This window comes from Maribacter sp. PR66 (genome assembly GCF_028464205.1).
Taxonomy (GTDB): Bacteria; Bacteroidota; Bacteroidia; order Flavobacteriales; family Flavobacteriaceae; genus Maribacter; species Maribacter flavus.
This window is the reverse complement of record NZ_JAQPCH010000010.1, coordinates 132,233-149,813: the sequence shown is the minus strand read 5'-3', so window position 1 is coordinate 149,813 and position 17,581 is coordinate 132,233. Positions and strand designations below refer to the sequence as shown.

At 43.3% G+C, this 17,581-nt stretch carries 16 protein-coding genes and 1 other RNA gene; 5 read left to right on the top strand and 12 right to left on the bottom strand.

The window, feature by feature from the left end; all coding sequences use genetic code 11:
* The 7 genes from PP181_RS15835 to PP181_RS15805 form a co-directional block, all read right to left on the bottom strand.
* Window positions 1-2,147 (bottom strand): hypothetical protein (locus PP181_RS15835; protein ID WP_272637803.1); only part of this gene is annotated, 2,147 nt, incomplete at its 3' end.
* Window positions 2,148-2,744: 597 nt separating this feature from the next.
* The gene (locus PP181_RS15830; RefSeq protein WP_272637802.1) at window positions 2,745-3,281 is read right to left on the bottom strand and encodes a 1-acyl-sn-glycerol-3-phosphate acyltransferase; all 537 of its coding nucleotides are present in this window, start codon (window positions 3,279-3,281) and stop codon (window positions 2,745-2,747) included.
* Between the two features lie 20 nt (window positions 3,282-3,301).
* Window positions 3,302-4,429 carry an iron-containing alcohol dehydrogenase family protein gene (locus PP181_RS15825; protein WP_272637801.1) on the bottom strand — a complete coding sequence of 376 codons (1,128 nt, stop codon included), beginning with the start codon at window positions 4,427-4,429 and terminating at the stop codon, window positions 3,302-3,304.
* A gap of 9 nt (window positions 4,430-4,438) precedes the next feature.
* Window positions 4,439-5,137, bottom strand: a complete 699-nt coding sequence (locus tag PP181_RS15820) for an HAD family hydrolase (RefSeq protein WP_154918668.1) — start codon at window positions 5,135-5,137, stop codon at window positions 4,439-4,441.
* Window positions 5,128-5,841: a 3-deoxy-manno-octulosonate cytidylyltransferase gene (gene kdsB / locus PP181_RS15815; protein WP_272637808.1), complete on the bottom strand. Its 714-nt coding sequence runs from the start codon at window positions 5,839-5,841 to the stop codon at window positions 5,128-5,130. Before kdsB ends, PP181_RS15820 begins: the two co-directional genes overlap by 10 nt.
* Window positions 5,842-5,860: 19 nt before the next feature.
* Window positions 5,861-6,430: a DUF4126 domain-containing protein gene (locus PP181_RS15810; RefSeq protein ID WP_154918666.1), complete on the bottom strand. Its 570-nt coding sequence runs from the start codon at window positions 6,428-6,430 to the stop codon at window positions 5,861-5,863.
* Between the two features lie 71 nt (window positions 6,431-6,501).
* Window positions 6,502-7,935, bottom strand: coding sequence for an ATP-dependent DNA helicase (locus PP181_RS15805; RefSeq protein WP_272637800.1), 1,434 nt, complete (start codon window positions 7,933-7,935; stop codon window positions 6,502-6,504).
* Window positions 7,936-8,035: 100 nt separating this feature from the next.
* Between PP181_RS15805 and PP181_RS15800 the strand changes: the two genes are divergently transcribed.
* The 4 genes from PP181_RS15800 to PP181_RS15785 all read left to right on the top strand — a co-directional run bounded on the left by PP181_RS15800 (window position 8,036) and on the right by PP181_RS15785 (window position 11,246).
* Window positions 8,036-8,686, top strand: coding sequence for a hypothetical protein (locus tag PP181_RS15800; protein ID WP_138259155.1), 651 nt, complete (start codon window positions 8,036-8,038; stop codon window positions 8,684-8,686).
* A complete protein-coding gene (locus PP181_RS15795) occupies window positions 8,664-9,500 on the top strand; it encodes a DUF3822 family protein (protein ID WP_272637799.1) in 837 nt (278 codons plus the stop codon). Before PP181_RS15800 ends, PP181_RS15795 begins: the two co-directional genes overlap by 23 nt.
* Entirely contained in the window at window positions 9,500-10,036 is a 537-nt protein-coding gene (locus PP181_RS15790) for an RsmD family RNA methyltransferase (protein WP_154918663.1), read from the top strand. Before PP181_RS15795 ends, PP181_RS15790 begins: the two co-directional genes overlap by 1 nt.
* A gap of 94 nt (window positions 10,037-10,130) precedes the next feature.
* Entirely contained in the window at window positions 10,131-11,246 is a 1,116-nt protein-coding gene (locus PP181_RS15785) for a DUF2914 domain-containing protein (RefSeq protein ID WP_272637798.1), read from the top strand.
* Here the strand turns inward: PP181_RS15785 and rnpB are convergent.
* An RNA gene (gene rnpB / locus PP181_RS15780) (RNase P RNA component class A) lies at window positions 11,245-11,550 on the bottom strand. The genes PP181_RS15785 and rnpB overlap by 2 nt on opposite strands.
* A 108-nt stretch (window positions 11,551-11,658) precedes the next feature.
* On the opposite strand from rnpB, the gene PP181_RS15775 reads away from it, so the two are divergent.
* On the top strand, window positions 11,659-13,488 hold the full coding sequence (locus tag PP181_RS15775) for a DNA polymerase III subunit gamma/tau (RefSeq protein WP_272637797.1): 1,830 nt from the start codon (window positions 11,659-11,661) through the stop codon (window positions 13,486-13,488).
* Here PP181_RS15775 and PP181_RS15770 read toward each other — a convergent pair.
* From PP181_RS15770 to PP181_RS15755, 4 genes are read right to left on the bottom strand one after another with little or no spacing between them, the layout of a single operon-like run.
* The gene (locus PP181_RS15770; protein ID WP_272637796.1) at window positions 13,477-13,830 is read right to left on the bottom strand and encodes a transmembrane 220 family protein; all 354 of its coding nucleotides are present in this window, start codon (window positions 13,828-13,830) and stop codon (window positions 13,477-13,479) included. The two genes, PP181_RS15775 and PP181_RS15770, sit on opposite strands and share 12 nt — an antisense overlap.
* A gap of 6 nt (window positions 13,831-13,836) precedes the next feature.
* Window positions 13,837-15,210 (bottom strand): alkaline phosphatase family protein, encoded by a 1,374-nt coding sequence (locus PP181_RS15765; RefSeq protein WP_272637795.1) that lies wholly within the window; start codon window positions 15,208-15,210, stop codon window positions 13,837-13,839.
* A 1-nt stretch (window position 15,211) separates the two neighbouring features.
* Entirely contained in the window at window positions 15,212-16,405 is a 1,194-nt protein-coding gene (gene eboE, locus PP181_RS15760) for a metabolite traffic protein EboE (RefSeq protein ID WP_272637794.1), read from the bottom strand.
* An 11-nt stretch (window positions 16,406-16,416) separates the two neighbouring features.
* A complete protein-coding gene (locus PP181_RS15755; RefSeq protein WP_272637793.1) occupies window positions 16,417-17,577 on the bottom strand; it encodes a 3-dehydroquinate synthase in 1,161 nt (386 codons plus the stop codon).
* Between the last annotated feature and the right edge of the window lie 4 nt (window positions 17,578-17,581).

The following is a 17,581-nucleotide window of genomic DNA, read 5'->3' as shown; positions in this document are numbered from 1 at the left end:
GTGGCCGTTTGGCCTGTCTCGCCGTTGTCCCATAGATACGTATAGTGACCGCTGCCGCCAATAGGATGCACCATGGCAACACCGTCAGGCGTGATGTGGTCCGTGGCAAGAACGTCCTGGTCCACGCTACAGGTAAGGTCCGTACAGTTTCCTTCGTTCGGTTCCGATATGGTAACACTGCACTGCGAAGTAGCGCCCGTGGCGTCCGTTATCGTTACATAGTGCGTACCGGCCGACAGGTGGTCGTTCACCTCGCCAGTGCTGCCGTCCTCCCACCGGAAGGTATAGGGCCTGTAGCCCCCGTTGCCGCGTACCCGGGCGGAACCATCGCTGCCTCCCGCATAGCTCACGTTGCTTATCAAATTCGTCCAACAGTAGAGCTCCTTGGCGATGTCTATCTGACAGGTCGTCTCACAACCGTTAGCGTCCGTTACCGTTACTGTGTGAATACCATAGGTCAAGGTAGTGGCCGTTTGGCCTGTCTCGCCGTTGTCCCATAGATACGTATAGTGACCGCTGCCGCCAACAGGATGCACCGTGGCAACACCGTCAGGCGTGATGTGGTCCGTGGCAAGAACGTCTTGTGTTATGCTACAGGTCATCTCCTCCCATGAACCTACACTGAATACTGTAGATTCGGACTCACAATCACTATTTAAATCCTTTACAATTACTGAATATGCGGTATCTAATATGAAACCTGTAATGGATCCAGTACCATCAACCATGGGGCCTGTTGGTAGGAAAGTATACTCGAGACCCTCCATATAATTAGTTATAACCGCAGACCCTTCAATATCGCAAGTAGCATTTTCTATTTTAATTTCAGGTATATCTGGCAACGGGTTAACCGTTACCGTAATGGTGGCCGTGTCCGCGGGGCAGCTGTCGTTGCCGCTGCCCACCGTGTACGTTATATCATAGCTCCCCGGTGAGAGGCCCGTTGTGTCGAAGCTGCTGGGGATGTCACCGCTGGCATCGCTGAAGCTACCCCCGGGAACGCTGACCAAGGTCGTCAGGTCCACCACGGTGCCGTCGCACACGCTGGTAGCGTTGTCGTCGCCCGCGTCAGCAAGCGTGTCAACGTTCACCGTAATGGTGGCCGTGTCCGCGGGGCAGCTGTCGTTGCCGCTGCCCACCGTGTACGTTATATCATAGCTCCCCGGTGAGAGGCCCGTTGTGTCGAAGCTGCTGGGGATGTCACCGCTGGCATCGCTGAAGCTACCCCCGGGAACGCTGACCAAGGTCGTCAGGTCCACCACGGTGCCGTCGCACACGCTGGTAGCGTTGTCGTCGCCCGCGTCAGCAACAGGATCAATTTGTATAACTATCTCAGCAAAAGGTCTACAATCTGGGTCTGTTAAATCTGGATCGTCGGTATCCAATATAGCATACGCATAATAGGTGCCAGGGGTAAGACCGCTAATCCCCGTTGAAGAAGTTGCCGTACCACCACTGGGTGTAACCGCAGTTCCCAATTGGCTACCACCGCCTACATATGGATCGCCTTGCTGCGATGAAAAGATAAAAAACTCAATATCAATCTCAGCAATGTCCGTTTGAACACTTAAGGTCTGACCTTGGTTATCTTCACAAGTAGCAAAATCTGCAGTTTCATTTGTTAAAGTTGGACAAACAAAACAAATGGGAGTAGTAATTGATGTAGTGGTAGTGCAACCATCGGAATCTGTAACTGTAACACTTAAAATTTCTCCTTGAGGAACATTTTGGGGGTCCTCTTCTGAAGATGTAAATCCACTATCAAGACTTGTCCAGGTGTAAGAATAAGGAGCCTCCCCACCAACAATCGTCAAATCAACGTTAGCATCAGAACCTGAGCATTCAGCGGTGGCAACCGCACTTAAAGGAGGAGTAATTTCCAATGAAATACCGGGAGCCCCACATTTTGAAGGAGGGGGCGGATCGGAGGCTGGAATTGGACAATCAGGGTCGGACGGTACCGTCCAAACCAATAGTATATTGTCCAGGGTAAATTGAGATCCACATTCAAAGGTTATTTCACCATAAGAGATTGTTTGGACACCATTTCCTCCATTCCCAACTGGAATATTATCATTAATATTTTTTTTGGGTATTATAGGACCACTACAGCGTGCGAACACAGTAGTCGTGCTATTACCATTCATATCTACCACTGTTAAATCACCCAATATTGCTAAGGCAGGCCTGTCACTATTAGTATTATGTCTTATTGTAATGAAGAGCTCTTCAGTAATGGTTTCACCAGGGGTACATGTTGGGCATGTAGTGGATCCAAGTGATGCACTAAGAACTTCCACATCATTTGCAGTACAATTCAAACCGTCAAGCTCTCGTAGGTCCATTTGCTCCTGTGCTTTCAATGTCGAAAAAGAAAGACAAATCAAGGCGATGGAAAAATAGGTTGAAAAAGATTTTGAAAATCTAAGAGTAGAGTTCCCCATATGTTATGATATTTAGTTATTTAAATACCAAAGCATACAAATGAGAAGTATCAAAATTAAGATGTGGGGCCTTAATCCGTGACTAAAAAAATTCTTAATAAAAAATACTGCGGGGGACTATTAAGTGAAGCTAGTCAGAAATTTAACTTTTTGCAAAATTTTGTTAAATATTCCTGAAAAAATCGATGAAATGCACATTATATCCTTAAAATTAACTTATACTTTCTTTCCGAAACACTTTAAGTTTTTTAGGACCTGTTGTTAGAATCGATTGACTGCAAGACTCTTAGCGATGTTTTTTTATGATTTGGCAACCTTCCCCCTCACACCCATAAAAAAGGACTCATATTTTTCCAAATCAGCTGATTGATTTTCGGTAGGTATTTGAGGTTCGGAAAACTTCACTTCTTTCTGGCCATAATCAAAGGCGACCATGACGATGGGAACCCTTGCCTGCTTGGCAATGTGGTAAAAGCCCGTTTTCCATTTTTCTACCTTTTTACGTGTGCCTTCGGGGGACAGGGCCAATCTGAATTTTTCCCTGCTTTCAAAAATTCGTACAATGGCACTAACGGTGTCGTTACTTTTGCTTCGGTCTATAGGAGCACCGCCAGTCCAACGAAAAAACCAGCCAAACGGGGAATCAAAAAGGCTTTTCTTACCAATGTAGTTGATTTCCTCATTCAATATTTTTCTCACCAATAGCCCCAAGAGAAAATCCCACCAACTGGTGTGGGGCACGACGATTATGACAAACTTATCCAAATGGGAAGGAAACGTACCTGTCATTTTCCAACCTAAAAGCTTGAAGTAAATAAAACGCGAAAGTCTCTGCATCTGGGTTTGGGAAGGATTTCCTATATTTTTCTATAGATGGATTTCAATTTGGCCGGAGTAATGACCGATTTCCAATTTGGCCCCAAGGCATTTTCCCATAAGGGTTCCATTCCCATGGCGATGGATATCATGGTATCCAAGTCATTTTCGGTCAGACCGGCACAAACACCTTTTGGAAGCTCGATGTGGTGTTTTTTTCGCATCTCGTTGAAAATCACAACCCCTTCCGGATAAAATTCCTCCAAGTACTGAAACACCAAACAATTGCCCAAACCGTGTTTGATGCCCAATTGATACCCCAAGCCATAACTCATGGCATGTGCCACGCCTACCTGTGAATAGGCGATGCTCATACCCCCATGCCATGACGCCATCATCAACTTGTTTCGGGATTCTTCCTCAGCAATAGTGTCCAAAAAAACTTCCTTGCAGAGGTCCAAAGCCTTTTCCCCATAGCTCTGGCTGAAGGCATTCAGATAGGTCCCGTTCAAACTTTCTATACAATGGATAAAACAATCCATCCCCGTATAGAACCATTGTTCCTTGGGCACACCTTTGGTAAGCTCCGGATCTAAGATCACTTGGTCAAATGTGGTATAGTCCGAATTGATGCCCAACTTTTTTTCAGGTCCCAAAAGCACCGTGGTTCGGGAGACTTCGGCCCCGGTACCGCTGATGGTAGGGATTCCGACATGGTAGACCGATTCCCTATGTACCAAATCCCAACCCTGATAATCGGCCGCACTTCCAGAATTATTCAGCAATATGGCTACGGCCTTGGCAAGATCAAGTAAAGTACCTCCGCCAATACCCACAATCCCGGACGGCATTTCCTGAAAGGATTCCTTGATTTGCCTCACCAAGGCATCTACCTGCTGGGTCTTGGGTTCTTCATCCGCAGAAATGAAAATAATTTGATCCGAAAAAATCCGGGGTATCCTGGCATGCAGTTCTGAGTCCTCAAATACATCGTCCACCAACAAAATAATGGGCGCGTCCGAATTTTTGCGTTTCGGTAACAAAATATCCCCCAATTGGTCAAAACTGCCATTTCCAAAGACCACTCTGGGTACCATGGGAAAGTTTCGAAACTTTTGGGATGCCCTTGTAGGTATATTTTTCATTTCCATTTCCTTGCTTGTCTCCATCCGTTCTATTTAAAGGTAATTCAAAACATCCGTAAGTTTCGATACCGTTATATATCCTTTTTTTTCCCTGGGCTCCGCCACCTCTTCATGCTGCCATGTGGTATGGAAGGGCACGTGAACCGCCTTTGCACCGATATTCACAAGCGGTAGAACATCTGATTTTAAGGAATTTCCGATCATCAAAAAATTCTTCACATCGATTTCCAAGTGGTCCAAAAGGTCCTGATAGTTTTTCTCCTTCTTATCGCTCAACACCTCAACATGATGAAAGTATTCCGATAGGTTGGAGCGTTCCAACTTTCTTTCCTGATCTAAGAGGTCGCCCTTAGTCAATACGATCAACCTGTATTTACCTTGTAGTTTTTCCAGCACTTCCACCACACCATCTAATATTTCCACCGGATGCGAAATCATACGTTTGCCCAAATCCAGAATTTTAGAAAGTGTTTCTTGCGTTACCTCATTATTGGACAGTTCCAAGGCCGACTCAATCATGGACAACATGAAGCCTTTTATACCGTATCCGTACAAATCCAAGTTCTTGATTTCCATCTTAAAGAGCTCTTGGTCTATCTTGTTCTTGGTCTCATAGGTTTCCAAAAGGTCCGCAAAGGCTTCCTCCGCCTCGCGGAAATAGGTTTCGTTCACCCAAAGGGTATCGTCCGCATCAAAACCTACGACCTGTATGTCCTTAAAATTTATTTCCATGCCGCCTTTGCCCTTTCCAAATCCTCCGGGGTATCTATCTCGATACCGGTTACGGTAGTCTCTACCATTTTTATTTTTTTTCCGTATTCCAAATAGCGTATAGCCTCTATTTTCTCCGTGGCTTCCAATGGCAACATAGGCAATCGTTGAAAATCCATCAAGGCGCTTTTTCGAAAGGCATAGATTCCTTTGTGCTTATAATACCGTGTGTAATCGCCTTTGGCCCGTGGGTACGGGATGGGTGACCTGGAAAAATAGAGGGCAAAATTTCGATTGTCAACAATCACCTTTACCGTATTGGGGTTTTTGATTTCATCTTCATCCGTTATCCTGACCATTAAGGATGCCAAATCGATTTCCTTGTCAAAATCCTGCTTGAATACCCCTATGACTCCTTGTAGGCTCTCCCGATCCGTAAAAGGCTCGTCACCTTGTACATTTACGATGATATCGACGTCCATATCCGTTACCGCCTCTGCAATCCTGTCACTACCACATTCGTGCTCCTTTTGGCTCATGAGCACATTCCCGCCTTCGGCTAGAATCGTTTGATAAATGATATCGCTATCCGTTACCACATACACGGCATCAAAAAGTCCCGTGTTCACCGCCGCTTGATAGGTCCTTACTATGACGGGCTTGCCCGATAGATCCTGCATCAGTTTTGCCGGAAACCTTGAGGCCGCATAGCGCGCCGGAATCATTGCAATTATCTTCACCTTCTTATGTTTTTGCCTTGGGCCTTAGACTTCTATAAATTCTAAAAATTACTATTAAAATGATGATGACCAGTACCGCGGCCAAAATGGGGGCGAATATGGATGCGATACTCACCACCGTAGCGGTTCCCGTTTCCACGGTCGCCAAAATGGGATTGGCCAGACCTCCCGTTGTCGTAGAGGATGCCAACCTGCCCGTGGCGCCCGCCCCCCTGATGGCAGTAGCCGTTCCCCCGCCGGCAATAATGGCCAAGGACCACGTTACCACAGGGTCTAAATCGGCCACCGTGGAGACCATTACGGCCGTACCCGCGATGGCAGCCAAAGGCACTGCAAAACTATCCAATAAATTGTCCACCCAAGGAATAAAATAGGCGAATATCTCCACCAAGGTAGCTACTCCCAAGGTAATCAAGGCGGCCAAACTTCCGATCCATTGCCAGTTATCGTTCAATTCCCACACATTAAAATAAGCAGCCAAACTCAAAGCGAACAATGGCAAAAATACCCGGAAACCAACGGAAGCGGCGAGCCCAATACCGAGAAAAATACTTATGATGGTTTCTGATGTCATATTGTTCCTTTCTTAAACCGGACTTTGAAAATCTTCGGTCTATTATATTCCAATACTAAAGTAACGGTTTCCTATTCAAGAAAAAAATCACTTTTAAAGCCGATAAGGTATAGCTTTTCCTTGGCCCTGGTTACGGCGGTATACAGCCACCTTAGGTATTCTTTGTCCGGACCGTTTGGCAGATAGGGCTGCTCCACAAATACGGTGTTCCATTGCCCTCCTTGGGACTTATGGCAGGTAATCGCATATGAGAATTTTACCTGAAGTCCATTGAAATATTTGTTGTTCTTTACGCCGAGAAACTTTTTGTACTTGGATTTCTCATGGGCATAATCCTTCATCACTTCTTGATATAGCCTATTGCCATCCTCATAAGAAAGGGACGGGGATTCCGCCTTTATGGTATCCAACAGTAAAACCGTCTCAAAAGGTTTCATATTGGGGTAATCGACCATTTGAACCTTGACTTCGGCAAACTTGAATCCGTAAAGATCCTTGAAGGCAAAAATTTCCAATACCTCTATGATATCACCATTGGCTATGAAGCCTGCTTCAGAATTGGGTTTAAGCCAGAAATAGTTGTTCTTTACGACCATCATAAAATCACCTGCTGCCAACTCGTGCTCCAAGAACAGGATTCGCTCCCTAATATTGAGGTTATAAAGGTTCGCCCTTTTATTGGAACGTACGATAATCGCCGTTTCCTCTTTTCCGTTTTTGGAATAGGATTCGTCAATGGCTTCCTGAATGTCATGCCCGTCTATCAATCGGACAATATCGGAATACGGGCCCACATCAAACTGAAAGCTGTCAAAATAACTTCCATTCAACTGCTCCCTTAACATGGTGGCGTTCACCAAGATTCCTGAATCTTCGGCTTGCCTCACAACTTCATCCAATTCCAATTGGACTATCTCCTTATTATAATTTAGGGCGAGTTTGTCCTCGTCCAAGGCGGGACTCAATTCCAAATGGACGGGCGGTAACTGTGCGGTATCCCCGATCAAAAGTAATTTGCAGTTATGACCGGAATAAACGAACATGAGGAGATCATCCAATAGGGAACCATTTTCGAACAGTTTGGAATCTGCCGGGGTATCGGGAATCATAGAGGCCTCATCCACTATAAATACGGTGTCCCTATGTTTATTGGGTGCCATCACAAATTGAACCCCGCCCCCACTTTGCTTTTTGGGGTAGTATATCTTTCGATGGATGGTGAATGCCTGTGTTTTCGAATAGTTGGACATGACCTTGGCCGCCCTGCCCGTGGGTGCCATCAAAACCGATTTCATCCTGGTCTTCCATAGGCTATTGACCAAGGTACCAACCAAAGTAGTCTTTCCTGTACCTGCAAAACCCTTTAAAACAAAAACCTCGTCCTTCTTTTTGGAAAGGATAAAGTTGGACAGTTTTTCAAGGGCTATTCGTTGTTTTAGGGTCGGCTCATGTGGAAACTTGGTTTCCAACTCTTTAAAAAAAATAGCAGGTGTCTGTAACTTCATGGAGCCCCAAATATAAAAGGATTTTTAGGGCAAAAACTTTTGCGATTAAAAAAAAATTGTAGATTTGTGACAACCACTAAATTAAATTAACACTTAAGAAATGAAGACCATAATACAGATTGTACTTTGGATTGCATGTATCGGTTTAGGCTATTTGATTTACAAATCGGTAACAGGGCCAATCGAGTTTAACGAGGTTAAAGTTGAACGTTTTGGCAAAGTTATAGCGAAACTAAAAGATATTAAAAATTCTCAGGAAGCCTATAAAAGTGCCAATGGTAAGTATGCCAACGATTTCCCTAGCTTGATTAAATTCATAGACACTGGTAGTTATGTGATAACACAGCAAAGGGATTCTTCTTTCATGCGATACGATAAAACGTATCAAATTGACCTTCAGCAAGATACTGTTATTGTGGATACTTTAGACTTTGTATCTGTTAAGGATTCACTCTTCAAAAGTGACACAAGGTATAAGGATTTAGCAACCGTACCTACTGCTCCAAATGGCGAAACATTCACAATGAAAGCTGATATTATCGAAAAGAGTGGTTATAGGGCACCTGTATATGAAGTGAAAGTTGCCAAAAGTGTTGTTTTATATGACCAACCAAAGGATTTATTGGCAAAGGAGAATTCTTTAATGAGTGTGGAAGAAGTGAGTGGATCCGAAATAAAGGTGGGTTCCTTGACAGAAGTTAGTACCAGTGGAAACTGGCCTCCTATCTATGACAAAAAAGGCGATCAATAAGGATATTGACATAGCAGATAAAAACTTTAAGAAATTGTCCATTCAAGTGAGCTTGAATGGACTTTCTTTTTGTATTGCGGATACCGTTTCGCACAGGGTACTATTATCCGATAGTATTTTATTTTCCGAAGAACAGCACCCCGAAGCATTACTTAAGGAGGTAAAAACACTTTTGGGAAAGCATACATTGACGGGCAATCAATTCGATGAGGTAGTCGTTGTTCATTCCAATACGCTGTTTTCATTGGTACCGAAGCCCCTTTTTAATGAAGAATCCCTTTCAGAATACCTGAAGTTCAATACCAAATTATTGGCTACGGATGCGCTTGCCTTTGACATGTTGGAGGGTTTTGATATTGTCAATATTTATGTTCCCTTTACGAATGTAAACAACTATATCTACGAGCTTTTTGGCGAGTTTACATTTCTGCACAATGGTTCCGTACTGATCCAATCCTTATTGGATAACTATGGCAATCAAGGAGAGAGTGTCTGTTATGTCCATGTGGGTCAAAGACAAATGGATATTACCGTTTTAAAACAAAAAAGTCTAAGCTTCTATAATAGTTTCCCTTACCAGACCAAGGAGGATTTTGCCTACTATCTCCTTTTTGTGCTGGAGCAATTGGATTTGGACACGGAAACCACGGCGGTCAGATTTTTCGGTACTATTGAAGAGGACGATGCAGTATTTCAATTGTGCTACTCCTATATAAATGATTTGACCATATTTGCGCCCTCCTCGCCCAATCATTTGAATTTGGGAATACCGGAAACTTCGTCCATAGACTTTACCGTGATTAGCACCCTATAATGCGAATAATCTCAGGGAAACATAAAGGCAGGCAGTTATTGGCACCAAAAAACCTACCGGTCAGACCTACCAAGGACATGGCAAAGGAAGGGCTATTTAACATCCTAAACAACCGATACTATTTTCCAGACCTTAAAGTGCTGGACCTATTTGCGGGAACGGGCAACATTAGTTTTGAATTTGCCTCACGGGGCGTGGACGATATTCTGGCCGTGGACATGCACTCCGGTTGTATCAATTACATCTCAAAAATAGCCAACGAACTTGAAATGGATATCAAAACCGTTAAGAGTGATGTCTTTTCCTTCCTTAGTCGCAATACGGAGAAATTCGATGTCATTTTTGCCGACCCATTTTACGATATGGAACTTGGTGAATTCCAAAAACTACCCTCTTTAATCTTTGAAAACGAACTCTTGTTGGAAGATGGCGTACTTGTTATCGAGCATTCAAAACAGACCAATTTGGAATCAATTCCCCATTTTGATAATTCAAGGAAATATGGCAACAGTGTATTTAGTTTCTTCAAAACCTAGAATTGAAGAAACCACATTAAGTAAGCCAAAATACATATTTTCTGAGCCTAAAAGGAATTACGAATCGGCCTATACTTAAGTTTTCAAAATACCCATGAAAAGGTTCCTGGTACAGTATCGTAATAGTAAATTTCGGAGATTTATCCGTAAGCATGGAAAGTATGCCCCTTTACTGTTTTTTATAGGAGGGTTCCTATTTGATGTGCTTACCCTTGGACGCATAGACCGTACCTACGATTTGGTAATGCTATGCCTTCACATGACCAACCTTAGTATTACTTTATATCTCTATAATTTAGCCGATGATGGCACTTGGAATAATACCTTTTTGGAACGTTTTGAGGAATACTTCCCATTGGCCATCCAGTTTTTCTTTGGGGCATTATCAAGTGCCTATGTGATTTATTTTTCAAGGAGCGTATCCCTTTCAAAGACCGTTTCATTCTTTTTGATCCTCATGGTCCTATTGGTTGCCAATGAATTTCTAAAACAAAGGATATCCAACAAATACTTACAGTTCAGCGTCTACTTTTTCCTGAGCTTTACTTTCTTCGCCTTCATGATTCCGGTAGTTACAACAAAAATGAGTCCCCAAGTATTCTTTATTTCTGGATTCATAAGTCTTGGCTGTACCCTAGCCTTGATAATTTTGATCTATGTTATGAGCCCCAGCACACGAAGGGAAATACATATAGGCAAGTTGCTTTCACTCATTATATCCATATACGCCTTCATAAACCTGTTTTATTATTTTAGATTAATTCCACCTGTCCCCCTTGCACTCGATGAAGGTATTGTAGCCCATTATGTTGAAAAAAAAGGGGATACCTATACCGTTGCCTACGAGAAAAACGACACATTCATTTTTTGGCGGGACCATAGGACAAAATTTAGCTTTAAGCCGAACGAAAACGTGTATATTTTTTCTTCCGTTTTCGCCCCGACGGATTTGGAAAAATCCATCCTACACCGATGGAAATGGTTCAATGAAGAATCTTTGGAGTGGGAACTGGTAGAGGATATCGGGTATGAGATAAAAGGCGGTAGGGACGATGGTTTCAGGGGCTATACTTATAAAAACAATATTTGGCCGGGCCAATGGAAGGTAGAGGTCATCACTACGGAGGAATTGGTATTGGGCGTCATCGATTTTGAAATATCCATCGATGAGAATCTTGAACCTGTAAATATGGTGGAACGCAAATTCTAAAAAAAGCAGGCCATAAGCCGGATTCTGTTTTCCTTGAACGAAACCTTATCATTTATCTAGACCATGGGTTACCCCATGGTTCCAACCGCCTACCCTTCGGCTCGAGCGTGCAGCCCTCAAACACCGATTTACATGACGTTTCACCGTATAGAGTTTACCTGATTTCACTACAGCCTAACTGTACTTGCTTTCTGTTGCACTGGTCCTCGCCTTACGGCGGACGGGCGTTACCCGCTATACCGCACTATGGTGTCCGGACTTTCCTCCCCCGATGTAATTCGGGAGCGATAAGGTGGCCTGCTCAGCGCAAATGTACTCCAATTGTTGATAACTAAAGATGATCTACGATGTAAATCCACCATCAAATAAACCGCTATTTCTATATTTGTAAGCATACAAACTTGTCTATATTTTGGAACCGTTCATAGTTTCTGCCCGCAAGTACAGACCCCAGACCTTTAAGGATGTTGTGGGGCAGCAGGCTATTACAAATACGCTCCAGAATGCCATAGACAACAATCACTTGGCACAGGCCCTTTTATTCTGTGGTCCAAGGGGCGTAGGAAAAACGACGTGCGCCCGTATTTTGGCCAAACAGATAAATTCTGATGGCAGCGAACGCGAAGATGAGGATTTTGCATTCAATATTTTTGAACTGGATGCAGCTTCCAACAACTCCGTGGATGATATTAGAAACCTAATCGATCAAGTGCGTATACCGCCCCAGGTTGGAAAGTATAAAGTTTATATCATCGACGAGGTCCATATGCTTTCCCAATCGGCTTTCAATGCCTTTTTGAAGACCTTGGAAGAACCGCCAAAGCATGCCATTTTTATACTTGCCACCACGGAGAAGCATAAAATAATACCTACCATTCTTTCCAGATGTCAAATATTTGATTTTAAAAGAATTACGGTAAACGATGCCGCAGAGTATTTAAAATACATTGCGGAAAACCAAGGAATAGAAGCTGAGGAAGACGCCCTACATATCATTGCACAAAAGGCGGACGGTGCCATGCGGGATGCCCTCTCCATTTTTGACAGGGTCGTTAGTTTTTCCGGTAAGGAACTCACCAGGAAAGCGGTGACGGAAAACCTGAACGTGCTGGACTACGACACTTATTTTGAAGCGACGGACCTCATCCTGGACCATGATATTCCCCGCTTATTGATTCTATTCAATAAGACACTTTCCCTGGGCTTTGACGGCCACCATTTCATAGCCGGTCTTGCCTCCCACTTTAGGGATTTAATGGTGTGTCAACATAAGGATACCATTTCACTTTTGGAAGTTGGAGAGAACGCCCAAGAAAAATACCGGGAACAATCCAAGAAGGCCTCCCCAGGTTTTCTCTTACAGGGACTTGATATTGCCAATGACTGCGACCTAAAATATAAGTCGAGCAAAAATCAGCGACTTCTCGTAGAACTAACTTTAATGAAATTGGCCTCCATCGACTTTGATGGAGAAAAAAAAAATCCTGAATCCCTAGCCCTTCAAAACAGGACAATCGATTTTATCGCACCGGCCGAGTTTTATAAAAATTTCCAAAGAAATCCGGAAGAAAGAAAACTGATAGCCGTTTCTGTCTCCACCAATATTTTAGGCAAAAAGGAAGAATCCCCATCCTTACCTTTAGAAAATGTATCGGATAAAAATGAAAATCGGCCCACCTTACATGATACCATTAAAGAAGAAATAAAAGAGGTTGAAACCGATGTAACGGAAGCTGTTCAAGAACCGGTATCGCAAAAAATCCAAATTAATCCCCCTAAAAAAAGAGTTTCTGGATTATCGCTTTCCAGTTTAAAGGCCAAGAAGGAGCACGAACTCAACAAAATTGAAGTGGTCATCGATGAGGAGGATTTACCCAAGGATGATTTTACCGAGGCCGATCTACAAAGACATTGGTCCGATTTTACGGAACAAATAGACAAAAAAGGGCAAAAGATTCTGGCATCCAATCTAAATACGGACGTTCCCAAACTTGGAAAGGACTTTACCATACATATTGAGCTTCCCAACGGTACGATGAAGAAGGAAATAGAGCGTGAAAGTTTTGAGCTCATGGGCTACCTGAGAACCAAACTTAACAATCACTTCATCCAATTGATTATAAAGGTAAATGAATCCAGTGCCAAGAAATTCGCCTTTACACCTGAGGAAAAATACGAGAAACTACGAGAGAAAAATCCAGCAATCGACCTATTGAGAAAAGAGTTTGACCTAGATCTTTAACATCCTTCGTAACCTCACGGTATAGAAGAACATCACCAGGGCAATTATCAACAATCCAAAGGCTTCACGGCCCAATTCAACGGTTTCAATGGGACCGTCCTCCAATCCAAAACCTTGGAAATCGGTCGGGTATAGATACATAAAGCCTATAAAACAAGCTGTTCCCAATACCAATGGAACCATGGCTCGCAGTCGGTTGAGGGAAAAAAGTACGGATATGATAGCCGCCAACGCATAAATCAAAATCCAAAGGAAAGAATCAGGGTCATTATATTGGACAATGGCACCTACCGCAAAAAGTATCGCAAATACATATCCTATCGTCTTAAAAAATAAATACATTACAAATCAGCTTAATACATGGTTTTTAATTAAGTCATAGACCTCCACGGCCGCTACTTCAGGGGTATCGATTTTAGTTGCCCGATTGGTTATGAATATGGGGTAATCCTCCTTATCCTCAGGGAGTCTACCATGGGAGCCCTTAATCAAGGAAGCGTCCAGGGGAATGATATCCAAAACGGTTCTAAATCCCAATTTCTTTTTCAAAAGTTTCCAAGCCACTTTTACCATAACAAGTTTATCCTTGGGGTCCGTCATCATTTCTACAGGGTCGTACCCTGGTTTTTTATGGATATCCACCATTCTGGAATAATCCGGAGCTACGGCATCATCCAACCAAAAATAATAGGTAAACCAAGAGTCGGCATCCGCAACGGCAACCAAATCCCCACATCTTTCATGATCTAAATGCTCGACAGCTATTTCACTATTTGAAAGTACCCTTTCAACACCGGGAACTTTGGCGATCAAGCTTTTGATGTTTTCCAACTTGTTTTTATCCTTTACGTAAATATGGGCGACTTGATGGTCCGCCACGGCAAAGGCATCACTGGCGCCGGCATCCAATAGTTCCAAGCCCCTCTCTATTCTCACATTTACAAAGCCTTCACGTCTCAAAACTCGGTTTAGGTGAATGGGGTTTTTTACATTGGTAATTCCGTATTCAGACAATAATATAATGTGGGCACCCAGTTTTTCGTAATGATGTACCAATTGTTCGACCACCCCATCGATTTCATTTAAATCCTTTGAAATTTTGCCGAAATCCAAACCATGACGCTGCAAGTTATAATCCAAATGCGGAAGATAGATCAGGGTCAAGGTGGGATCGTATTTTTCATCGGTTTTTATGGCGCCGTTCGCAATCCATTGGGAGGAGTTAATGGTCGTGCGAGGTCCCCAAAACTCGAACAGCGGAAATGTACCAAATTCCTTTTGAAGTTCATCTCGCAATTCAGCCGGATAGGAATAAATATCGGGGATTTTACGTCCGTCCGCCAAATAATTGGGTCTTGGCGTGATGCTATAATCCACATTGGAATACATATTGTACCACCAAAAATGATTGGCACACGTAAAGGTAGTATCCTTTTCCTTTAACGCATCCCAAATTTTGGGTTGTTGTACCAACCTATTGGATTGTCGCCAAAATTTTACTTCCAACTCGTCCTTAAAATACCAACCGTTTCCCACGATTCCGTGTTCCGATGGCCATTTTCCTGTTACATATGTAGACTGAACGGAACAGGTTACGGCAGGCAACATGGGTTTTATAAACGTATGTCCACCATTTTCCAAAAACGATTTTATGAAGGGTGTATACTCACCTATAAGGCGTTTGGTCAATCCAACAACATTGATGACAACTGTCTTTTGCATGTTATATGTGCGCTTTTAACCATTCTATTTCACGGACGATAGAATGCGATAGATTTTCCTTTAACCCTTCCGGCAGTACATCCCACGTATAGGTTTCAATTTCCAAATGCTCCGTCAACGAATCCTTTTTTAAATAATCCAAGGTATCCAAAATTTGATCTTGGGTAGAGTCCAACGCCCCAAATCGCTCCAAAAAGATAGGCACATGATAGTGGGCCCGTAGTTCGTCCACCTCCTTTTTTGCCTCCAATACGATGGGAAGATCGTTATAGGTTTTTACCCGCTCCCCTATTTTTTCAGTTACCTGATGCAAATAGACCGGTTCGTTGAATTTTTCCAGAACCTTCCATACCTCCTCCCGATTCTTTCCTGTGAACAGAATCTTCAGTGCGGCACTCACCTGGATTTTCCCAACTTGGATACCCGCTTCCTTAAACTTGGCAAAGGTTTCACTGGGATGCTCATACGCCAGGGAAAAATGGCAAATGTCATAACAAATGGTAATATATCGTTTTACCAATTCTTCCAACTGGGAGGCATCCTTATCCAACGTTCGGGACAATTCCTGTTGGGCGATGGGAATTAGATAGTCCGAATAAAATGAAAGGACCTCCTCCGTATTTTCCAAAAATCCATCAGGTTCCGGTTCAATGTCCAAATGGAGATAGGTACCTGTTCTTTGTTCCAGTTCATAGAGTTGAATTGCGATTTGGACCATGTGCTTGGCACCTTTTTTAAGAGCGGTATCCTTTTCCCTTTCCGAAGCAAACCAATGCTTATAACTAACGGGCGATGTGGATATTCCGCCATTGATTCCTTTTGGAAGCAATGCCGCCAATTGTTCAAACAATCGTTGGGTATATGTCAAACGTTCCTTGGTGGTCCAATCCGGCGTGTGGACATCGTCCTTTACACGTTCATTGTGAAAATTTCCATAGGGAAACCCGTTCATGGTGAAAATATACACATCCTCCTGCTGCAACCAATTCAAAAATTCCGTCATATGGTTTTCCAAAGCCAGTTCCTCACTTGCCCTGTTTGAAAGTCGTAAACCAAGACCAAAGGGGCTATCCGGTGAAACCGACTTCTTAATACCTGGAACATGTTCCTTTATACTGGAGAAGGTGCTTTCCCAATCCTGACCGGGATGTATGTTCGTACAATAAGAAAGGTGGTATTTGTTTTTTATAAACATAAGGGGATTCGCTATTTAAGGGCCATCTGATGATTAAGCTGCTCAATGGACCGTTTCATTATCGACCTGTCAATTTCATGGACATCATGTTTCTTTCCCAATCCTGAAATTAATGTGATGGTCAATCTACCGCCCAAATGCTCCCTAAATTCCTCGATACCGGCCAAAAGCTGGTCCACTTCCTTTTCAGAGTACAGTGGTAAGGATAAATCGAAACCGATTTTCTTCATTACATCAAGAATGGTCCTCAATTCTTCCTCAGAAATCAACCCGATCAACTGTGCATAGGTAACGTCCAATGCTATTCCCTTGGCTACGGCCTCGCCATGTCTTAACTCGTAATTGGTCATAAACTCCAATTTGTGGGCCGCCCAATGACCAAAATCCAGCGGCCTGGAGGAACCGGACTCAAAGGGGTCACCTCCCTGCGAAATGTGTTGCATGTGCATTTCGGCACATTTATAAATTACATATTGCATAGGTTCCAAACGCCTTTCCTTAAGGGCAATGGCATGCTTTGCAATATATCCGAAGAATTCCTCGTCCTTGATCAAGGCAACTTTTATGGCCTCGGCGATTCCGGCTATCCAATCCCGCTGCTCCAAGGTCGACAAGAAATCACTATCGTTGATAATGGCATACGGCGGAGCGAATGTCCCCAGAAAATTTTTCTTCTTAAAGATGTTCACACTGTTCTTTACGCCTACGGCGGAATCGTTCTGCGAGAGCACCGTGGTTGGAATCCGAATCAATTTTACGCCCCTATGGGCAATGGCCGCAGCATAGCCCACCATATCGATTACCGCACCGCCTCCGATCACCACTACAAAGGAGTGCCTGCAGATAGCATTTTCATTAATCCCTTTCAGCACAAGGTCAATATATTCTGCATGATTTTTGGACTGTTCGCCTCCGTCGATCACCAAAGTATCGGTACAGTTCAGGTTCACGGAATACAAACTGCAATAGACAGAAATTTTGTTCAATAGATTTGGGTGGCTGTCCGCCACTCCTTTGTCGACTACAAAAAACAACTTTACAGGCTCGTAGTCCTTGTATCCTTTTATAATATTGACGAACAGCGGGTTATCAACATGAAACAAATCCTTTGTAAAGTGGAGTTGGTACTCATATTGAACTGAAAACGACTGCTTGATAGGTTTTAATTCCATAGCA